Origin of the sequence: Aerococcus viridans, assembly GCF_002083135.2 — a bacterium.
Taxonomy (GTDB): domain Bacteria; phylum Bacillota; class Bacilli; order Lactobacillales; family Aerococcaceae; genus Aerococcus; species Aerococcus viridans_C.
In genome coordinates, this window is record NZ_NBTM02000001.1 from 1,408,704 (window position 1) to 1,427,940 (window position 19,237).

Below are 19,237 nucleotides of genomic sequence, written 5' to 3' on the forward strand. Positions count from 1 at the left end.
TTACCAAGGTCGATTATGCTTTTTTAGCTAAGCGAGCTTTTTCACGAGCAGCTTTGTTAGCGTGGATTAATCCTTTGCTAGCAGCTTGATCTAACATTTTAGAAGCGTTACGGAATAATTCGTCTTTGTTGTCTGCGTTTTCTGCAGCAGCTTGTTCAAAACGTTTAACAGCTGTACGTACAGAAGCGATTTTCGCGCTGTTACGAGCGTTAGCAGTTTCGTTTTGACGAGCACGTTTGATTGCTGATTCAATATTTGGCATTAAAAACACCCACTTTCCTGTCAAATTATAAAAGTGAACTTGTCACTAACAGACAATATTATACAGAAATAATAAGGGATAAGTCAAGGTAAATTTAATGAGTCTTATCTAACCTGTTATTAATAAGTGATAATGTCCTAAGTATTCATAAGGGAAATTGTCTTGGGCAGATCAAACTTGGTGGAAATAGCGAGCTAATAGCTATCATTGTGAATATGATCTGTCTCATGTAAAAGGATTTTGGTCAAAAATTTATTGGGATTAGGAAGGGAAACACCCCGGTGATTTTGAAAACTGATACCTGTTTCAATTGGACCGTCAGCCAAGTCGCGAACCCCCTTTTTCCAAGGGCTAAGGTTTCGGCTTTAATCACTTAGATGGTATAATATTAGGGTATGTAATTGTGTATTTTAAAAGGAAGAGAGGTTCATGATGATAAACCAATTTGATTTAGTTTCGGAATATGAACCAAGTGGTGACCAACCGGAAGCCATCAGAAGAATTGTGGAACAAGTGGAGGCTGGCGATAAGGCGCAAGTTCTACTGGGTGGTACAGGAACGGGTAAGACATTCACTATGGCGAATGTGATTGCCCAGACAAATCGGCCAACCTTAGTTTTAGCCCATAATAAAACCTTGGCAGGGCAATTATATGGGGAGCTGAAAGAGTTCTTCCCAAATAATGCGGTGGAGTATTTTGTGTCTTACTACGACTACTACCAGCCGGAAGCTTATGTGCCGTCAAGTGACTCCTATATTGAAAAGTCAGCTTCAGTGAATGATGAAATTGATAAGTTGCGTCATTCGGCGACGTCTTCTATTTTGGAGCGACGGGATACAATTGTTGTTGCCTCAGTTTCATGTATTTATGGGTTGGTGAACCCAGTCGAGTACCGGGACCATGTGATATCAATTAGACAAGGGCAAACATTATCGCGCGATGCCTTTATGCGTCGTTTAGTTGAAAATCAATATGAACGAAATGATATCGACTTCCAGCGTGGGACTTTCCGTGTACGCGGGGATATTGTCGACGTGTTCTTATCATCTCATGATTCTTCATCGATTCGAGTGGAGTTTTTTGGTGATGAAATCGACCGCATCCGTGAAGTGGATGCTTTAACAGGTGAAGTCCATTCTGAAGTAGAACATTTTCCCATTTATCCAGCGACCCACTTTGTGGTAGACCATGAACAAGTAGAGAAATCAGTTAAATCAATCGAGGCTGAATTAGAAGATCGTTTGAAAGAGTTGAATGATGAAGGGAAGTTGCTTGAAGCGCAACGTCTAGAACAACGTACCCGCTATGACATCGAAATGCTTCTTGAAATGGGTTACTGTAACGGGATCGAAAACTACTCTCGTCATATGGACGGGCGTAAACCTGGGGAAGCACCATATACTTTGCTCGATTTCTTCCCAGAAGATTTCTTATTAATGGTAGATGAGTCACATATGACAATGCCACAGGTGCGTGGGATGTATAATGGAGATAAGGCTAGAAAACAAGTTTTAATTGACCATGGTTTCCGTTTACCTTCAGCCTTGGATAACCGACCATTAAAATTAGAAGAGTTTGAAGGAAAATTAAACCAGACCCTATTCGTATCTGCAACACCAGCTGATTATGAAGTTGAGAAAGCAGGGGAAGAAGATATTGTCGAACAAATCATCCGACCAACTGGCTTGCTTGATCCTACTGTGGAAGTCCGTCCAATTGAAGGTCAAATTGACGACATTATTAGTGAGATTAATGACCGGATTGAACGAGAAGAACGGGTATTTATTACTACTTTAACGAAACGAATGGCAGAAGACTTGACTGACTACCTGGAAGAAGTGGGCATCAAGGTAAAATACCTGCATTCTGATATCAAGACGTTAGAGCGTACGGAAATTATTCGTGACTTACGTCTAGGCGTGTTCGATGTATTGATCGGAATCAACTTGCTGCGTGAGGGGATTGATGTGCCAGAAGTATCCTTAGTCACGATATTAGATGCAGACAAAGAAGGCTTCTTGCGTAATGAGCGATCTCTTATCCAGACCATTGGACGGGCAGCTCGTAATCAAAATGGTCATGTAATTATGTATGCTGATGGGATCACCGACTCTATGCGCCGGGCCATGGATGAAACGGCCCGTCGACGTGCTATCCAACAAGCTTATAACAAGGAACATGGGATTGTACCGCAAACAATCAAGAAAGAAATTCGTGATGCTATTCGGATTACCCACGTGAATTCTGAAGAAATGAGTAATTCCTTAACAGAACAATTACGGGCTTTAAAACGGGATGACAGAGAACAAGCTCTACGGAATGTGGAATTAGAAATGAAACAAGCTGCCAAGGACTTAAATTTCGAAAAAGCGGCTGAACTTCGTGACATTATTATGGAATTAAAAGCAGAAATGAAGAAATAGTTGCAACGTTAGTCGATGACTTAATTCAGAATATGCGATATAGAGATTGAGTCTTTAAAATTTTGTGAGTAGCTGGTGCTATTATGTAATGATTTAATGTGGTAAAATATACAGGTATAAGCAGAAAAAATAAAAGGTGAAAAGATGAGTATTGAGGAATATCATGGATTTCATGGTACGGATATTTCAAACGCACAGAAAATTATAGGAAAATCTGGACCAAATGTTTCCATTTCTGGATTTTTGAATGGCAATTATAGAAATGAACCTGGGAATTTTGGGTATGGGTTTTATACATTCTTAGGTGATCCTCAACTAGCATTTAAGTTTGCAAAGAAATTTCACGCTGCTGAAAATATACAAGTATGTTCTGTATTTTGCAAAGTTGATGAGAACAACGTGTTAGATTTGAGACATGAAATTCTGAAAAAACAGTTTCTGTCATATGCCCAATCCAATGAAAGGGCAATTGTAAATCACCTTAAAAAATTTGGAAAAACCTCTAATAAACCCGAAGTTTTGACAACAGGAATTGCAGTAGAACTTTTCATACATGAATTACGGAAACGCAATTATCATGTAAATGTTGTCATGGGGGAGAGTTATACGAAAGAACGATATGGTATCAACTTGACTGTTCCAAATGGTACTGAAATGAATATACGAAATAAAGATATTATAAAGAGTATAGAACGATATGAGAAGGAGGAACTGTGAAATGCCAATGAAAATACCATATTCTACAGAAGAAATAGCGACATGGAAGGTTTCACCGGATGATATTTTAGCGGTTATGGATTTATATGGGGTATTAGACCATTCAAAATTATCTTTAAAGGAAGTTCAGGCTACAAGCTTAAGATTTATTGAGGGGGATAATCCGATTCAAACTGATGTATACTATGAGATCGATGTATCAGAAGATTATATTAAAGATGCCAGGGCAGATTTCGAGTACGAAAATAATGTGGGAAATTACATTTATCAACCTGATTTAAAAATAAGTGAGGCAGCCTAATGGTAGCGATTAAATTTGAAAACTATATTGTGAATAATATTGATTATACTCGAAATGACGAGTATGAAAATGAAGAAGGCAATATTGCCATAGATCCCAATTTTTCTGCAAAAATTTATTATGCCAACACTAGAGCAGTAGTTGAAATTAATGTGGAAATTAATAAAAACCAAGATAATGCGCCGTTTGCTCTAGAAGTAACAATTTCAGGCTTCTTTGAATTAGATGATGTTAAATTTGAAAAAAATGATAATATGTCTGAATTTAAACAGATGTTATCATCAAACGCATTAGCCATACTATATCCGTATGTGCGAAATATGGTTAGCGATATAACATTGAAATCTAATGAATTTCCAGCATTAACTTTACCGGTAATGAACTTTGTAAATTTAGTCCAAAAAGAAGGTAAAGTTGAATTTATTGATATGTCTGGTGATATGGAGTGAATTAGTTATTAAAAGGAACTATGTTATCCTTATAAAGTTAGTACAAAATATAAAAAGCAGACACATTGGTTAAAATCAGCGTGTCTGCTTTTACTTTATATGTTATTTTTCTGTCAGCTTAGCTTTTCCGGGTTCTTTTGCCAATTTTGGTTGGCTAGGTACAAAGAGTTTGAAGTAGCAAATACATAGACCTAGCCAAACGCCACCTAGGGACCAACCAGCAATGACGTCAGATGGATAGTGGACGCCCAAATATAGTCTTGAGCCACCTAATGCAACCATCATAAAGGTGACGAAACCAATTAGGTATGGGGCTAATTTTGGATATTTGTCGCCGTAATAGTGCCAGATGAGAAAGGCCAGGCTGCCCCAAACCATCACTGCACCTGCTGAGTGACCAGAGGGAAAGGAATAGCCGCCTTGGTCAATTAAATGTGCGATGTAGCTTGGTCGTGGTCGTTGAACGATATATTTGATGAGGTCTACGGCAGGACCAACACCTACTAGGATGGTAAAAATAGGCCAGATGAAGACCTGCCATCTTCGACTGATGTAATAGAATAAGCCACCAATAATGATAGCGGTGGGGATGATACCTTGGGCGTTTCCTAATAGGGTAAAGTTTTGGATAAAGTACGTGAAAATGTCGTTACCCCAATGATAGAAGTGTTGACCGATAACTTGATCCACGCTAGTAAGGAATTCGATATCAATCATTGCAGTTAAACAAATAAATATAAAAGGGATGCCAGCAATAGCCGAAGCTATTAGATAGGGTCTAATTGGGTCTTTTTTCATTCAATGCCTCCATGTTAATAATATACCTTATTGTATATAGCTTCTATAAATTAAGCAAGAGACTAAAGACGGATGATTATCGCTAGAATTTTATTTGCATTCTAAGTTAATGGTGTGTATAATGTCTTATGACCGTTTACTTCGCGAGTTGAATCACCAACGCTTGTCGCAGTTTACGGCGAATATTATGAAAGAGGTGTTGTCACATGGCAATTTCAAAAGAACGTAAAAACGAATTAATCCAACAATTTGCACGTCACGAAGGAGATACTGGTAGCCCAGAGGTACAAATCGCTATCTTAACTGAAGATATCAACTCTCTTAACGAACATGCACGCACACACAAAAAAGACCACCATTCTTACCGTGGTTTAATGAAAAAAGTTGGTCACCGTCGTAATTTGTTAGCTTACTTACGTAACAAAGATGTTCAACGTTACCGTGAATTAATCCAAGCATTAGGCTTACGTCGTTAATTCTTATAAATATGATCTTAAAGCGGGATACTTTTGTGTCTCGCTTTTGTTGATTTTTAACCCTTTTTATAGGAAAATAAACTAGTATGGAATAAAAACGCCAACAGTTGTTCACTACTATGCAAATTTGTGAGTATCAAGTCTTGATCTTAGAAATTTGTTTAGTAGCAAACTTGTTGGCAGTAAGCGAATAAAGGAGCATGTTAGAACATGAAAGAAAAGCAAGTGTTTAAAATGAATTGGGCCGGTCGCCCGTTATCGATCGAATATGGTCAGGTAGCTAAACAAGCCAATGCGGCGGTATTGGTTCGTTACGGAGATACTGTCGTATTAACTGCCGTAGTAGGGGCAAAAGAAGCTAAGCCAGGGCAAGACTTCTTCCCATTACAAGTGAACTATGAAGAAAAAATGTACTCAGTAGGTAAAATTCCTGGTGGTTACATCAAACGTGAAGGTCGCCCAAGCGAACATGCAACATTAACAGCACGTTTGATTGACCGTCCAATCCGTCCAATGTTTGACGAAGGGTTCACCAATGAAGTTCAAGTGATTAATACTGTTTTATCAGTAGACCCAGACTGCTCACCAGAAATGGCCGCAATGTTTGGTTCATCAGCAGCCTTAACGATTTCAGATATTCCTTTTGACGGTCCAATTGCAGGGGTGAACGTTGGTCGTGTAAATGGTGATTTGGTGATTAACCCAACTGTAGAACAGCAAGCACAATCTGATTTAGAGTTAATTGTTGCTGGTTCTAAAGATGCCATCAACATGGTAGAGTCTTCAGCTGCAGAATTATCTGAAACAGAAATGCTTGAAGCCTTAATGTTTGGACATACATCAATCCGTGAATTATGCTACTTCCAAGACGAGATCCGTGAAAAAGTTGGTCAAGAGAAGATGGACGTCCAATTAAATACACCAGATAACGTATTGGTTGCTGAAGTAACAGCACAATACAACCAACAAATGGTTGAAGCAATCCAAACGTTTGACAAGTTGGAACGTGAAGAAAATATCGAAGCGGTTAAAGCAGCGATTATCGACCACTACAGCAAATTATATGCAGAACATGAAGATGTTGCGACATTAATGGACCAAGTCCGTCAAATTGCGAACCAATTAGAATATAAAGAAGTTCGTCGTTTAATTACTGATGATAAAGTACGTCCTGATGGTCGTAAAATTGACGAAATTCGTCCATTAGCTTCAGAAGTTGGCTTATTGCCACGTACACACGGTTCTGGTTTATTCACCCGTGGACAAACCCAAGCCTTGTCAGTAGCGACATTAGCACCCTTATCTGAAGAACAACGTATTGATGGTTTATCTGGTGATGTTACCCAACGTTTCATGCACCACTACAACTTCCCTCAATACTCAGTAGGTTCAACCGGCCGTTACGGTTCGCCTGGTCGTCGTGAAATTGGTCATGGGGCTTTAGGTTACCGTGCCTTAAACGAAGTATTGCCGAGTGAAGAAGACTTCCCTTATGCAATCCGTTTAGTTGCTGAAGTATTAGAATCTAACGGTTCATCATCACAAGCATCTATTTGTGCGGGTACTTTAGCGCTTATGGACGCAGGTGTGCCAATTAAAGCGCCAGTTGCCGGTATCGCTATGGGTCTAATCATGGATGAAGACGAAGAAAACTATACAGTCTTAACTGATATCCAGGGTCTAGAAGACCACTTAGGTGACATGGACTTTAAAGTAGCCGGTACAGAAAACGGTATTACTGCGCTACAAATGGATATCAAGATTAAAGGGATCACGGAACAAATTCTACGTGAAGCTTTAGACCAAGCCCATAAAGCGCGCGTTGAAATCTTAGGTCACCTAGCAACTGCAATTGACGCGCCACGTGCTGAATTAAGTCCTTATGCACCAAAAATTGAGCAAATGCAAATTGATCCAGATGACATTAAAGTGGTTATCGGTAAAGGTGGCGACACCATCAACAAAATTATCGATGAAACAGGTGTTAAAATTGATATCGATCAAGAGGGTGGCGTGAATATCGCTTCAGATAATGCGGCAATGATCAAACGCGCTAAAGAAATTATTGCTGAATTGACCTTGAAAGTTCAAGCAGGTGAAGTGTATGAAGGAACTGTCAAACGCATTGAAAAATTTGGTGCCTTTGTTGAGATCGCTAAAGGTAAAGATGGTTTAGTGCACATTTCTCAACTGCAAGAAGAACGAACCAATAATGTGGAAGACGTAGTGTCAATGGACGAAAAAGTCCGCGTAAAAGTGACAGAAATCGACAACCGTGGTCGTATCAACTTGACGATGAAAGGTTTAGACGCTGAATAATATTCAGATATTTTATATAAGAGAGCATCCGGTTTTCTAGCTGGATGCTTTTTTATATAGGGATAAAGAAAAGTAGGTTCAGTATCATCAATAAATGCCATCAACTGAAATACAAAAATTCGACTATTCAGGATGCCATTCAAACAAAATGACGGCGAGGTTGAGCTATATTTACATAGTTTTGAGAAACTTTTGATGTGCTAATGGTATGGAATATTTATATGGAAGTCATGAATGTTAAGAGATTAACTTCTAAGAAAAGTGTATCAATCAAAATACTGATACTTTTCCTATTCTCATGACATGGGCTAAGTAAGGGTGGATACCATTAAATTGTTGATTGTGCAAAATGAAGAAGTTTAACAGATAATTATTCTATATTAATTGAGTGTTTTCTCATTTTTATTTCATAATCCTGTCATTTTCATTGAGAAAAAGACTAAGCTCTGATAAAATGAAACAGCGAGTGCGAATAATATCGAATATAAACAAAAGGATGAATCAATTATGGCAAAAGAGTATAATGTAGCAATTGTCGGGGCAACAGGGGCAGTTGGAGAACAATTACGTCACTTAGTTGCAAAAGCAAATTTCCCAGTGAAAAATGTAAAACTATTAGCATCAGCGCGTTCAGCGGGGAAAGAATTACCAGTGGGCGATAAAAACTATGTTGTTGAAGAATTGACAAAAGATGCTTTTGAAGGTGTGGATATTGCCTTTTTCTCAGCTGGTGGAGACCGTTCAATCGAATTTAGCCAAGCAGCCATTGATGCTGGTGCAGTTGTAATTGATAATACTTCTGCCTTCCGGATGGATGAAAATACGCCTTTAGTAGTGCCAGAGGTAAACCCACAAGCATTGAAAAATCATAATGGCTTGATAGCTAACCCTAACTGTTCAACAATCCAAATGGTTGTGGCTTTAAATCCAATCCGTGATGCCTTTGGATTAGACCGTGTGATTGTGTCTACTTACCAAGCGGTATCAGGTGCAGGGGCGACAGCTATTGAAGAAATGCGTCAACAATACCGTGATATCGAAGCGGGCAATGACATCCAAGAACCAGGAATCTTGCCAGTTGGTGGGGACGAGAAACATTATCAAATGGCTTACAACGTATTGCCGCAAATCGATAAATTCCAAGACAACCACTATACTTATGAAGAAATGAAAATGACCAATGAAACCAAAAAAATCTTAGGCGATGATACAATTGATGTTTCTGCTACATGTGTACGTGTACCGGTTGTTTACGGTCACTCAGAGTCTGTTTACTTTGAAGTAGATAATGATGACGTGACACTTGAAGATATCCAAAATGTTTTACGAGACGCACCTGGTGTTGTATTGGAAGATGATATCAACCAACAACTTTACCCACAAGCAGTGAATGCTGAGAAGAAAACTGAAACATTTGTTGGCCGTATCCGTAAAGATTTAGACTTCCCACGTGGATTCCATATGTGGGTTGTTTCTGACAACTTATGGAAGGGTGCCGCATTGAATTCAATTCAGATTGCAGAACAAATGGTAGCTGATAATTTAATCTAGTTTATGGTATACTTAAGCTAGCGATGTGCGGGCAATGTGGCGAAGCGTCATTGCACCGCACTTTTTTTGAGTGAAAAATATATCCAACCTGACTAACAATTTGCGTCAGCTTGGATACAGGCTGCACTAACTATTTAGCGTGCATCCAGACTTTATAAAAATAAACCAAATATATTAGGAGGCAATAATATGAGTGATATTAATATCATCGCTCTAGGTGGTGTCCGTGAAAACGGGAAAAACATGTACCTAGTCGAAGTTGACGAAGCAATCTATGTCTTAGATTGTGGTCTTGTATACCCACCAGATGAGTTATTAGGAATCGATATGATGATTCCAGACTTTACATACTTAAAAGAAAACCAAGACCGTGTAGCAGGGGTATTTTTAACCCACGGCCATGCGGATGCTATTGGTGCTTTACCGTATTTATTAAAAGATATTCAAGTACCCGTATTTGGTACAGAATTAACGATTGAACTAGCGAAAATTCAAACGAAGAAAATTGGCTTGAAGAATTATCAAGACTTCCATATTATTTCAGAAGATAATGAAATCGATTTTGGTAATGTCGTGATCAAATTCTTTAAAACTACCCACTCTGTACCTGAATCAGTAGGGATTGAAGTCTCTGCCCCAGAGGGTTCAATCGTTTATACAGGTGACTTCAAGTTTGATATGACAGTTTCAGATGCATATAAAACAGACTTTTCTCGTATTGTTGAAATTGGTCGTGACGGTGTATTCGCCTTACTATCAGATTCCAATGCAGCAGAAAATATGAAACCTAATGCCACTGAAATTGAAATTGAACAAGGTTTGTTGAAGGAAGTGCGTAATGCTAAAGGTCGTGTTATCGTTGCGGCGGTGGCTTCAAACTTAATGCGTATTCAACAAGTTTTAGATGTTGCAAGTAAACTGGGGCGTCGTGTTTTCTTAGATGATACTGAATTGGAAGAAATTATTGACGTAGCTATTCGCTTAGGCAAACTATCGATTCCGTCAAAAGACTTGATTGCCAACTTGAAAGACCTTGGCCGTTTTGAAGATCATGAAATTATTTTCCTAGAAACTGGGAAATCTGGTGAACCATTAACAACCTTACAAAAAATGGCCTCAAGTCGCCACACAGCTGTATCTATTAAAGACGGTGATAAGGTCATTATTGTGACAACACCTTCTTATGATATGGAAAAGGTGGTAGCAGAAACTAAAAACGATGTTTACCGTGCAGGCGGTGAAGTGGTTGAATTAGCTCAAGCGTATGCGTCAAGTGGTCATGCGAGTCCAAAAGACTTACAATTAATGATCAGTTTATTGAAACCCAAATATGTGGTCCCAATTTCAGGTGAATACCGTCTAATGTCTGCCCACAAACACTTGGCAACAGAGGTAGGTATTCCAGAAGAGAATGTCTTCTTATTAGACAAAGGGGATATCTTGACCTATAAAGATGGCAATATCCATATCGGTGGTGCCGTACCAGCTTCAAATGTATTGATTGATGGATCAGGTGTTGGAGATATTGGCAACATTGTTCTTCGCGACCGCCGTATCTTATCTGAAGATGGTATTTTCTTAGTTGTCCTAACTATTTCACGTCGTCTAGGTAAAATCTTATCTGGTCCAGAAATTATTTCTCGTGGTTTCATCTATATGAAGGCTTCTGAAACTTTATTAGATGAATCAAAAGACGTTGTCGTTGAAGTGACTGAGGAAAATCTTAAAGACAAGAACTTTGAATGGTCTAAATTGAAAGGTGACATCCGTGATGCACTAAGTAAGAAATTATATAGTGAAACACAACGTCGTCCGATGATTTTACCAGTCATTATGGAAGCTTCAAACTACCATCCTGACAAAAAAGATAAGAAAAATGGGAAACAAAACTAAGGGGGTCCGGCATGAACGCGTCACAAAAACTAGTAGTCTGGGTTGAAGGCTTATTGTTTGTCATCCTGGCTTTATTAATTGAAAGTATCTTCCCAGAAACCATTACAAGTTACAATATTACCGTAGCGATTTCATTAACGCTATTGGTTTTCTATTCATATAGAAGAGGATCAACAGCGGGCTTTATCGCTGGAGCAGTACTTGGTGCAGTAGTGGGATATTTACAAGTAGAGAATGTACAAACAGAGTGGATGGTGCTAGTGGCTAGTGCAATCCAAACAGCTATGGTTGGGTTATCAGGTAAATTTGCTCGAAACTTACAGCGGACGTTATTCAACCGCCGTATGTCTAGTGTATATCTAAACCTGATTACCGGGACAATTATGACTTTTGCCGCATTCTTCATCCTAAAATTTATCTTTAATCAATATGTGCTAAATGTTGGTCAAGTGGCTGATGGTACGTATGCGATGAGTATGTTATGGTCATTCTTGGCTAACTTAGCCTTGGCCCTAATCATCCTAGTAATCATCTTGAACGTATCATCGAAATATTGGATTCCAAAGAATACGCCATATATTTCGCGCAAAGAACGTTCGCGTTTATTGAATGATTAAGTCAATCAGTCTAAACATACGTTGTAACAATAAATAGTAAGTAAGAGCAAACAACTAGTCCTTGGCATTTTCAATTGGCCACCTTGTTTGCTCTTTTACTTTTAAAAAAGGGGAAAACATGGGTTTATATATTTTTTATGGGATTTTAATTCTTTTCGTGCTAAATACCATCGCCGCAGTTATTACCGTCCTTAGACAAGACCGTCCTGTGGCGACTATTTGGGCTTGGCTACTGGTCCTTATACTGCTACCGGGTGTAGGGTTTATCATTTACTACTTTGTTGGTCGAAAGATTTCCGACCAAAATATCTTTAGGATCCGAAACCAAGAAGTTTATGGATTGAACGGATTAAAAGATAAGTACCTAAATGACAAGGGTAAACAGAAAAATGTTGACCATTATCCGCGTGGTATTCAAAAGATGATGCGTGTCTTGTTTAAGAGTGACTATTCAATCTTGACTGAAAACAATCATGTCGAAATCTTTATTGATGGTCGAAAAAAAATGGACAGACTAGTAGAAGATATTTATGCCGCAACAGATTCTGTGCATGTCCAATACTACATCTTTACTGATGATGAAGTGGGCATGCGGGTAGTAGACGCTTTAGTTGACCGAGCCAAAGCGGGATTAGAGGTCAAGCTGATGGCTGACGCAGTAGGTAGTCGTCGGCTAAGTAAGAAATCAGTCAAACGCATGGAAGAGGCAGGGGTACAGTTTGAAAGTTTCTTCTCAAAAAGTCCCTTCTTTATTTTTAATTTTCGCCTAAATTGGCGTAATCACCGTAAGATTGTAGTAATCGATGGTTTAGTCGGTTACGTAGGGGGCTTTAATGTTGCCAAAGAATATATTGGTAAAGGACCTTTAGGTTATTGGCGTGATACCCATTTTCGTCTAACAGGCGATGCCGTCAAAACCTTACAAAGCCGTTTTATGGTAGACTGGTTTGCTTCTAAGAAAGCTAAACCAAGTGATTTTGACCATGAATACTTTCCAGAGCCCGAAATTACTGGGGACACTGCTATGCAGATTGTCTCATCAGGTCCAGACGAAGAATCTGACCAAATAAAAATGGGCTACCTACAAATGATCAATATCGCTGAAGAATATATTTATATTCAAACACCTTATTTTATTCCGGATGAAGCCGTATTTGAGGCAGTTGAAATGGCGGCTTTATCAGGCGTGGAAGTACATATCATGATTCCGTCAAAACCTGACCACCCATTAGTTTATCGAGCAACGGAATACTACGTAAAATCCTTATTAAAGTCTGGGGTACATATCCATAAATATCGTGACGATGGTTTTTTACATGCCAAAACATTGTGCGTCGATGGTCATATAGCTAGCGTTGGTACAGCAAACTTTGATATTCGAAGCTTTGCTTTGAATTTTGAAATCAATGCCTTTGTATATGACCGTAAACTTGTTGCTCAACTAGAAGAAATTTTTCAAAATGACCTAAAAGAATCTACACAAGTAGATATGGATTATTTTAAAAACCAAACAAAATGGAAGAAATTCCGCCAAGGGTTCTCGAGATTGTTCTCACCAGTTTTATAATAGGTAAAATAAAAAACCAGCTATCTGATTAGCTGGTTTTTTGCGGTGTTATGAAATTGTTGGTGATAACGATGATTAATTTAATCATCATAAACAGAACGAACAGCCATGATTTCATCGACTTTAATAATCCGCATCACATCGTTATCAACGTCTTCAAATAGGACAATGTCTTTATCTGTATATTTTGACCGAAAGATACCAAATAAAATATCTTTGGTGTTGATAGAACCGATTTGACGGGTAACGGTAATATATAGGGGTTCAGCTAATTCGTTTGAATAGTTAATGTGTTTGATAATGTCTTTGATTGGCATAATGGTTGTCAATACGTTGCTTTCCTTTTTCGCTTTGCGCTCTTCACTATTGAAAGAAAGGATATTTGACTGGCTAGTTTGTTCAGCTTCAAGCAACATTGGATCAACGGGGATGAATAGACTACGGATTGATTGATAAGATAATGGGTTTTGCATGATATGCCTCCTTATATTTAACAGTAATCAAAACGATGGATACGAATTGACGTAACTCGATTTAGCAAACGTCTGTTCGCTTTACAATTAATATTATAAAGAACATCTGTTCGGTATGCAAGTCTTTTTTCGAACGTCTGTTCACTTTTTACTTAGAAGCTTAAATATGGTATCATTCTAATTGAAAATTAATCCTAACATTAAAGAAAATCTTCAGGTCTTTGAGAAAAATACTTAAATTTGTGGTACTATTAATGCTATATCAAAATGTGAAGGGTGAAAGGTGTTCTATGAAATCGAAAGGACTATTAGTTGTATTATCCGGTCCCTCTGGAGTGGGGAAGGGAACAGTGCGACAAGCGCTGTTCGAGACTGATACAAATCATGATCAGTTTTATTATTCAGTTTCTGCAACAACCCGACAACCGCGCCCGGGCGAAGTAGATGGAAAAGATTACTTCTTTGTATCGCGCGACCAATTCGAAGGTATGATTGAAGACGAACGTTTGTTGGAGTATGCTGAATATGTAGGCAACTACTATGGAACACCCCTTCAATACGTTGAAGAAATGACTGACCAAGGTAAGGATGTTTTCCTTGAAATAGAGGTTCAAGGTGCATTGCAGGTTAAAAGACGTATGCCAGATGGGGTATTCATTTTTCTTGCACCGCCTACTATGCATGAGTTAGAATCTAGAATAGTTAACCGTGGTACCGACGCGCCAGAAGTCATTGAAAAACGGATGCATCAAGCACGTGAAGAGTTACAATTGGTTACGCAATACGACTATGTTGTTGAAAATGACAATGTAGACTCAGCAGTTGAACGAATTCAAACCATCATAAATGCTGAGCATTTAAAGACTGACCGCTTTGTCGACGATATTGTAGAAAATTACTTAAAGGAAGGCGACGAAAAATAATGATTATCTATCCATCAATTGACAAATTATTAGACCGCATCGACTCAAAATACTCATTAGTATCAATTGCAGCAAAACGCGCAACTGAATTACAAGTTGAGAAAAACCCAATGTTAAGTGAATACCAATCACCTAAATTTGTGGGTCAAGCTTTAGAAGAAATCGCTTCTAATGACCTAGTGATTGACCCAGATTCACTATCACAAAACTAGTCATAGTTTTGACAAACATAAACTTCAATTAAGCCAAGTAGCTTCCCGTTGCTTGGTTTTTTTGCTTATTCAATCTGGACAGACGAAGTGACTATGCTATTGAAATATACGAAAAAAGAGATGTGACCATCAAAATGAGCACACCTCTAATTATCAATTGAACATTATCTTTCAAATACTAATTTACCTTGAACATATACTTGTTGGATATTGGCTTGGTTAGCTAAATATAGGATCTTTTCAAAGGTTTGTCCTAGGTCTTCAAAGACACCAAATCCTTGGATACGATTTTCCTTGACTGTGGTATCAATTACTTGGAAATCAGCAGCATAGCCTTCTTTGATTAAACCAATTGGTAAGTCAAGGGCTTCACCACCACCAAGTGTAGCGAGAGAAAAGGCTTCTACAACAGAAATGCGAGAATCTGGCACACCACGTTTGGCTTGCGGTAAACGGGTATCAACACCGTCTTCTAATTGACGTGAGCTCATCACAGCTTGTTTAATCCCGTCATATAGAGACGGTGAGAAGCCACCGGAAATATCTGTTCCTAAGCCAACTTGTACGTCTAATTCTTTTAGGTGTTTAATGGGAATAATACTGTTAGCAAAATAAACGTTAGAAATAGGGCAGTGGGCAACTGCTGTTTGGTTTTCTGCAAAAATCGCAGCATCATCGTCATTGATAAAGTTAGAATGGGCCATGACTGATTTTTTGCCGAATAAACCAAAGTCTCTAAGCGCTTCTGTGTCAGTTTTACCAAAGCGTTCATAAGTAAAATCATGTTCCCATTGGCCTTCACTACAGTGGGTATGGACATGAGTATCATATTTTTGTGCTAATGCGCCTAAACCTGCCAAGGCCTCATCAGTACAAGACGGGGCAAACCGTGGCATGACAACAGGGTAAACGCCTTGGATGACGTCTTTCCCGAAGGATCTCACTTCTTGGATGAATTCTTCGGTTTCTTTTAAGGCGATTTCTGTTGACACATCTCGGTAGAAATCAGGGTTACCTTGTGGATCGTCCATGACAACTTTACCAACTAAGGCGCGTTGTCCTTTTTCTGCGGCAATCTTAACCAATTCAAAAGATGATTCTTTGTGAATAGTCCCGAAATAAAGGGCAGTAGTGGTGCCACGAGCGAGTAAGGTCGCCACTAAGTCTGCGTAAACTTCTTTCGCGAAGTCAACGTCTTTATATTTAGCTTCTAATGGAAAAGTGTGTTCATTTAACCAAACATCTAATGGGGCGTCTAAAGCAATCCCGGCCTGTGGCCATTGAGGTGCATGGATATGGGTATCAATGAAACCTGGTAATAAGTATTGACCGTCTGGTAGACGAATTAAAGTGCCACGTTCTTCAAATAGTTGAATGAGGGGGATGTAATCACCGTCATCAGCCGGTACAATTCTATCGATCACACCATCTTGATTAATGGTAATGAGTGCATCTTCTTGGTATGCCAGTTGACCATGTGCTGGCGTATGAAAATAAGTTGCTAAAATGGCTTTTTCTAATCCAATCATGTTGTGCTCCCTTTAAATAAAAATATTTCCTTCTTTCTCATTTTAAGATAAATTAACGAACAAGTAAATAGATTTAAAGTTGAATGTTCGTAAATAAAATATAATATTTCAAATTAATCAGTATCTATTTACAAAAAGGATAAATTAACGAACAAATATACAAAGCAAAAGCGAAAATGTATGTCATAGGCAATTAATGTTAAATTCCAACCAATTACTATACAATAGATAGATGAATACGATGAAGGAGGCGACTGGAATGGTTGAGGCAAATGTAATAGAAGTGATTGTGGACGTCCCCACCATGCAGACGGACCATCCTTTTGAATACCAAATCCCAGAAGAAATGGTGGATATTATTCAACCAGGTATGCGGGTACAAGTCCCATTTGGCAGTCGAAACCTCTTAGGTTATGTCATTTCCCCAGCTAAAGCTACCGCCGATTTTGAAGGCAAATTGAAGCCAATCACTGCACTTTTAGACGATGAACCGGTTTTAAACGCGGAAATGTTGCAATTAGGTAAGGATATGGCCAAGCAAAACTTTTGTTTCTTAGTTGAAGCCTATCACACCATGCTGCCTAACTTGCTCAAGGTAAATTATGAAAAGTTCTTCCTGCCAACCCCTGAAATTTCCTATCTGGACCATCAGCAATACTTTGATGACCTCAGTGAAATCGCCTGGTCTGAAGCCGAAAAAAGGGGAATTCTCGCCGAGTTGATAGCCCTTAAAAACAAAGGTCACCTGTCCATAGACTATCGGGTAGAAGACCGTAAACGCTATAAAACGGAAAAATGGGTACAACCACTGATGGACTTTGACCAACTAGAGGAAGAAGTCACCAGCATCCGAAAAACAGCTAAGAAGCAACTTGCCTTGGTGGAAGTGTTAATGGAGCTTGACGGTAAGAAAGTACCGGCTAAATACCTAAGAGATGAATTTGACTTGCACACAGCTACCTTAAAAGCGGGTAGTGAAAAGGGTTGGTTAAAACTTTACGACCAACAAGTTAACCGTGATCCCTATGCAGATATTGCGATTGAAAAATCAGAAAAGTTACCCTTACAAGCCCAACAAGAAGCTGCCTTTAATGCTGTAAAAAAAGCCATGGACGAACATGAAGACCGGGTCTTCTTACTACAAGGGGTAACAGGATCAGGGAAGACAGAGGTCTACCTGCAACTGATTCAAGAAGCCTTAGATAAAGATAAAGAAGCCATTTTACTGGTACCAGAAATTTCCTTAACCCCGCAAATGGTCAACCGGTTGAAAAGTCGCTTCGGGAACCAAGTAGCGGTCTTGCATAGTCAATTATCAACAGGTGAACACTTTGATGAGTGGCGCAAATTAAAAAATGGCCAAGCTAAAATAGCTGTTGGGGCCCGGTCATCTATATTTGCACCATTAGACAATATCGGTTTGATTATTTTAGATGAAGAACATGAATCTACCTACAAACAGTCAGATAATCCTCGTTATCATGCACGTGAAGTGGCCAAATGGCGGGCAGCTTACCACCATTCGCCCGTTATCCTAGGATCAGCAACCCCTAGTCTAGAATCTAGAGCACGAGCCCAAAATGGGGTTTATCAACTACTTGAAATGCCCGAACGGTCAAATCAAAAGCCACTACCGCCTGTTGAAATGATTGATATGCGTGAAGAATTTAAACATAAAAATTACTATCAATTCTCACGGCAATTACGTGACCAAATGCAGGCTACAATGGACCGGGGCGAACAGGTTGCTTTGATGTTAAATCGGCGTGGTTTCGCCAATTTCATGCAATGCCGAGACTGTGGTTATACCTTCCAATGTCCAAATTGTGATGTATCACTGACTTACCATTATCATGACAAACAGTTGCAGTGTCATTATTGTGGCTTTAACCAACCACGGCCACAACGCTGTCCACATTGTGGTCAAACCCACTTACGGGAATTTGGTACGGGGACAGAAAAGGTGGAACAAGAAATTAATGAGCTGTTCCCGAATAGAACCGTGGCCCGAATGGATATGGATACCACCCGGCGTAAAGGGAGTCACGAACGGATATTAAAGCAAATTGCTGATAAAAAAGCAGATATTTTACTAGGTACCCAGATGATTGCCAAGGGGCTGGATTTTCCAAATATTACTTTAGTAGGCATTATCAATGCAGATACTACACTCTATCTGCCAGATTTTAGGGCAGCTGAACGGACTTTCCAGCTCTTGACTCAGATGTCAGGACGGGCAGGCCGTGGGGACCTAGACGGGCAAGTCTTGATTCAAACATATAATCCGGACCATTATGCCTTAACCTTGGCTAAAGATCATGATTATGACCGTTTCTATCAAACCGAAATGCAATACCGAAAACTCAACCAGTATTCGCCGTATTACTACACTGTCCGCTTTACTATTTCTAATTTTGACGACCATACAACGCAAGCGACGGCTGCTAAGGTGGCTGCAATTTTACAGCAGGCTGACATTCATTCAACCAAGGTGATTGGTCCCGCTCAGTCAACCATTTCAAGAATTAATAATCAATACTATTACCAACTCTTGTACCAGCACCGAGGCAACCAGGCCATCCAAGCTGTTTTGCAAGAAATTCAAGACAAGGCTCAAGATTGGTCTAAAGACAAAATTTACGTATCCATTGACGTAGACCCACAAACCTTCATGTAAAAAAAGCAAGTCATTTCAATCTAAACCTGACACTGATCAGCGAAAATCT

At 39.1% G+C, this 19,237-nt stretch carries 17 protein-coding genes; 13 read left to right on the forward strand and 4 right to left on the reverse strand.

Features of this window, described 5'->3' with window-relative positions; all coding sequences use genetic code 11:
* Nucleotides 1–13 precede the first annotated feature (13 nt).
* Nucleotides 14–262, reverse strand: coding sequence for a 30S ribosomal protein S20 (gene rpsT, locus A6J77_RS06615; RefSeq protein ID WP_003143716.1), 249 nt, complete (start codon nt 260–262; stop codon nt 14–16).
* A 429-nt stretch (nt 263–691) separates the two neighbouring features.
* Between rpsT and uvrB the strand changes: the two genes are divergently transcribed.
* From uvrB to A6J77_RS06635, 4 genes are all read left to right on the forward strand, one after another.
* Complete coding sequence (gene uvrB, locus A6J77_RS06620; RefSeq protein WP_083069281.1) at nt 692–2,686, forward strand: excinuclease ABC subunit UvrB; 1,995 nt, start codon at nt 692–694, stop codon at nt 2,684–2,686.
* Between the two features lie 144 nt (nt 2,687–2,830).
* Nucleotides 2,831–3,403: a hypothetical protein gene (locus tag A6J77_RS06625; RefSeq protein WP_083069282.1), complete on the forward strand. Its 573-nt coding sequence runs from the start codon at nt 2,831–2,833 to the stop codon at nt 3,401–3,403.
* A gap of 1 nt (nt 3,404) precedes the next feature.
* Entirely contained in the window at nt 3,405–3,704 is a 300-nt protein-coding gene (locus A6J77_RS06630; protein ID WP_083069283.1) for a hypothetical protein, read from the forward strand.
* Nucleotides 3,704–4,153, forward strand: coding sequence for a protein-export chaperone SecB (locus A6J77_RS06635; protein ID WP_083069285.1), 450 nt, complete (start codon nt 3,704–3,706; stop codon nt 4,151–4,153). The genes A6J77_RS06630 and A6J77_RS06635 overlap by 1 nt, the downstream gene beginning before the upstream one ends.
* 102 nt (nt 4,154–4,255) lie before the next feature.
* Here the strand turns inward: A6J77_RS06635 and A6J77_RS06640 are convergent, their stop codons facing one another.
* Entirely contained in the window at nt 4,256–4,951 is a 696-nt protein-coding gene (locus tag A6J77_RS06640; RefSeq protein ID WP_083069287.1) for a phosphatase PAP2 family protein, read from the reverse strand.
* A 206-nt stretch (nt 4,952–5,157) separates the two neighbouring features.
* On the opposite strand from A6J77_RS06640, the gene rpsO reads away from it, so the two are divergent.
* The 6 genes from rpsO to cls all read left to right on the forward strand — a co-directional run bounded on the left by rpsO (nt 5,158) and on the right by cls (nt 13,374).
* The gene (rpsO, locus tag A6J77_RS06645) at nt 5,158–5,427 is read left to right on the forward strand and encodes a 30S ribosomal protein S15 (protein ID WP_083069289.1); all 270 of its coding nucleotides are present in this window, start codon (nt 5,158–5,160) and stop codon (nt 5,425–5,427) included.
* Nucleotides 5,428–5,637: 210 nt separating this feature from the next.
* Nucleotides 5,638–7,746, forward strand: a complete 2,109-nt coding sequence (gene pnp / locus A6J77_RS06650; RefSeq protein WP_083069291.1) for a polyribonucleotide nucleotidyltransferase — start codon at nt 5,638–5,640, stop codon at nt 7,744–7,746.
* 507 nt (nt 7,747–8,253) lie between these two features.
* Nucleotides 8,254–9,297: an aspartate-semialdehyde dehydrogenase gene (locus A6J77_RS06655; RefSeq protein WP_083069293.1), complete on the forward strand. Its 1,044-nt coding sequence runs from the start codon at nt 8,254–8,256 to the stop codon at nt 9,295–9,297.
* Between the two features lie 189 nt (nt 9,298–9,486).
* Nucleotides 9,487–11,190, forward strand: a complete 1,704-nt coding sequence (locus A6J77_RS06660) for a ribonuclease J (RefSeq protein WP_083069295.1) — start codon at nt 9,487–9,489, stop codon at nt 11,188–11,190.
* An 11-nt stretch (nt 11,191–11,201) separates the two neighbouring features.
* Complete coding sequence (locus A6J77_RS06665; protein ID WP_083069297.1) at nt 11,202–11,807, forward strand: energy-coupled thiamine transporter ThiT; 606 nt, start codon at nt 11,202–11,204, stop codon at nt 11,805–11,807.
* Between the two features lie 118 nt (nt 11,808–11,925).
* Nucleotides 11,926–13,374: a cardiolipin synthase gene (cls, locus tag A6J77_RS06670; protein ID WP_083069299.1), complete on the forward strand. Its 1,449-nt coding sequence runs from the start codon at nt 11,926–11,928 to the stop codon at nt 13,372–13,374.
* Between the two features lie 80 nt (nt 13,375–13,454).
* On the opposite strand, the gene A6J77_RS06675 is transcribed toward cls, so the two are convergent.
* Nucleotides 13,455–13,847: a hypothetical protein gene (locus A6J77_RS06675; RefSeq protein ID WP_083069301.1), complete on the reverse strand. Its 393-nt coding sequence runs from the start codon at nt 13,845–13,847 to the stop codon at nt 13,455–13,457.
* A gap of 290 nt (nt 13,848–14,137) precedes the next feature.
* Here A6J77_RS06675 and gmk point away from each other — a divergent pair, with 290 nt between their 5' ends.
* Nucleotides 14,138–14,770, forward strand: a complete 633-nt coding sequence (gene gmk / locus A6J77_RS06680; RefSeq protein WP_083069303.1) for a guanylate kinase — start codon at nt 14,138–14,140, stop codon at nt 14,768–14,770.
* A complete protein-coding gene (gene rpoZ, locus A6J77_RS06685) occupies nt 14,770–14,982 on the forward strand; it encodes a DNA-directed RNA polymerase subunit omega (protein WP_083069304.1) in 213 nt (70 codons plus the stop codon). Before gmk ends, rpoZ begins: the two co-directional genes overlap by 1 nt.
* Nucleotides 14,983–15,146: 164 nt before the next feature.
* On the opposite strand, the gene guaD is transcribed toward rpoZ, so the two are convergent.
* Nucleotides 15,147–16,511 carry a guanine deaminase gene (guaD, locus tag A6J77_RS06690; protein WP_083069305.1) on the reverse strand — a complete coding sequence of 455 codons (1,365 nt, stop codon included), beginning with the start codon at nt 16,509–16,511 and terminating at the stop codon, nt 15,147–15,149.
* A gap of 259 nt (nt 16,512–16,770) precedes the next feature.
* Here guaD and priA point away from each other — a divergent pair, with 259 nt between their 5' ends.
* Nucleotides 16,771–19,188 (forward strand): primosomal protein N', encoded by a 2,418-nt coding sequence (gene priA, locus A6J77_RS06695; RefSeq protein ID WP_193756648.1) that lies wholly within the window; start codon nt 16,771–16,773, stop codon nt 19,186–19,188.
* The last annotated feature ends 49 nt before the right edge of the window (nt 19,189–19,237 follow it).

Bases quoted from the DNA above. Each gene is read 5' to 3' on its own strand.
- A6J77_RS06675 (WP_083069301.1), bottom strand. From the start codon at position 13,847: ATGCAAAACCCATTATCTTATCAATCAATCCGTAGTCTATTCATCCCC.
- A6J77_RS06660 (WP_083069295.1), top strand. From the start codon at position 9,487: ATGAGTGATATTAATATCATCGCTCTAGGTGGTGTCCGTGAAAACGGG.
- guaD (WP_083069305.1), bottom strand. From the start codon at position 16,511: ATGATTGGATTAGAAAAAGCCATTTTAGCAACTTATTTTCATACGCCA.
- A6J77_RS06635 (WP_083069285.1), top strand. From the start codon at position 3,704: ATGGTAGCGATTAAATTTGAAAACTATATTGTGAATAATATTGATTAT.
- A6J77_RS06625 (WP_083069282.1), top strand. From the start codon at position 2,831: ATGAGTATTGAGGAATATCATGGATTTCATGGTACGGATATTTCAAAC.
- rpoZ (WP_083069304.1), top strand. From the start codon at position 14,770: ATGATTATCTATCCATCAATTGACAAATTATTAGACCGCATCGACTCA.
- A6J77_RS06665 (WP_083069297.1), top strand. From the start codon at position 11,202: ATGAACGCGTCACAAAAACTAGTAGTCTGGGTTGAAGGCTTATTGTTT.
- rpsO (WP_083069289.1), top strand. From the start codon at position 5,158: ATGGCAATTTCAAAAGAACGTAAAAACGAATTAATCCAACAATTTGCA.
- A6J77_RS06630 (WP_083069283.1), top strand. From the start codon at position 3,405: ATGCCAATGAAAATACCATATTCTACAGAAGAAATAGCGACATGGAAG.
- cls (WP_083069299.1), top strand. From the start codon at position 11,926: ATGGGTTTATATATTTTTTATGGGATTTTAATTCTTTTCGTGCTAAAT.
- pnp (WP_083069291.1), top strand. From the start codon at position 5,638: ATGAAAGAAAAGCAAGTGTTTAAAATGAATTGGGCCGGTCGCCCGTTA.
- A6J77_RS06655 (WP_083069293.1), top strand. From the start codon at position 8,254: ATGGCAAAAGAGTATAATGTAGCAATTGTCGGGGCAACAGGGGCAGTT.
- A6J77_RS06640 (WP_083069287.1), bottom strand. From the start codon at position 4,951: ATGAAAAAAGACCCAATTAGACCCTATCTAATAGCTTCGGCTATTGCT.
- rpsT (WP_003143716.1), bottom strand. From the start codon at position 262: ATGCCAAATATTGAATCAGCAATCAAACGTGCTCGTCAAAACGAAACT.
- priA (WP_193756648.1), top strand. From the start codon at position 16,771: ATGGTTGAGGCAAATGTAATAGAAGTGATTGTGGACGTCCCCACCATG.
- gmk (WP_083069303.1), top strand. From the start codon at position 14,138: ATGAAATCGAAAGGACTATTAGTTGTATTATCCGGTCCCTCTGGAGTG.
- uvrB (WP_083069281.1), top strand. From the start codon at position 692: ATGATGATAAACCAATTTGATTTAGTTTCGGAATATGAACCAAGTGGT.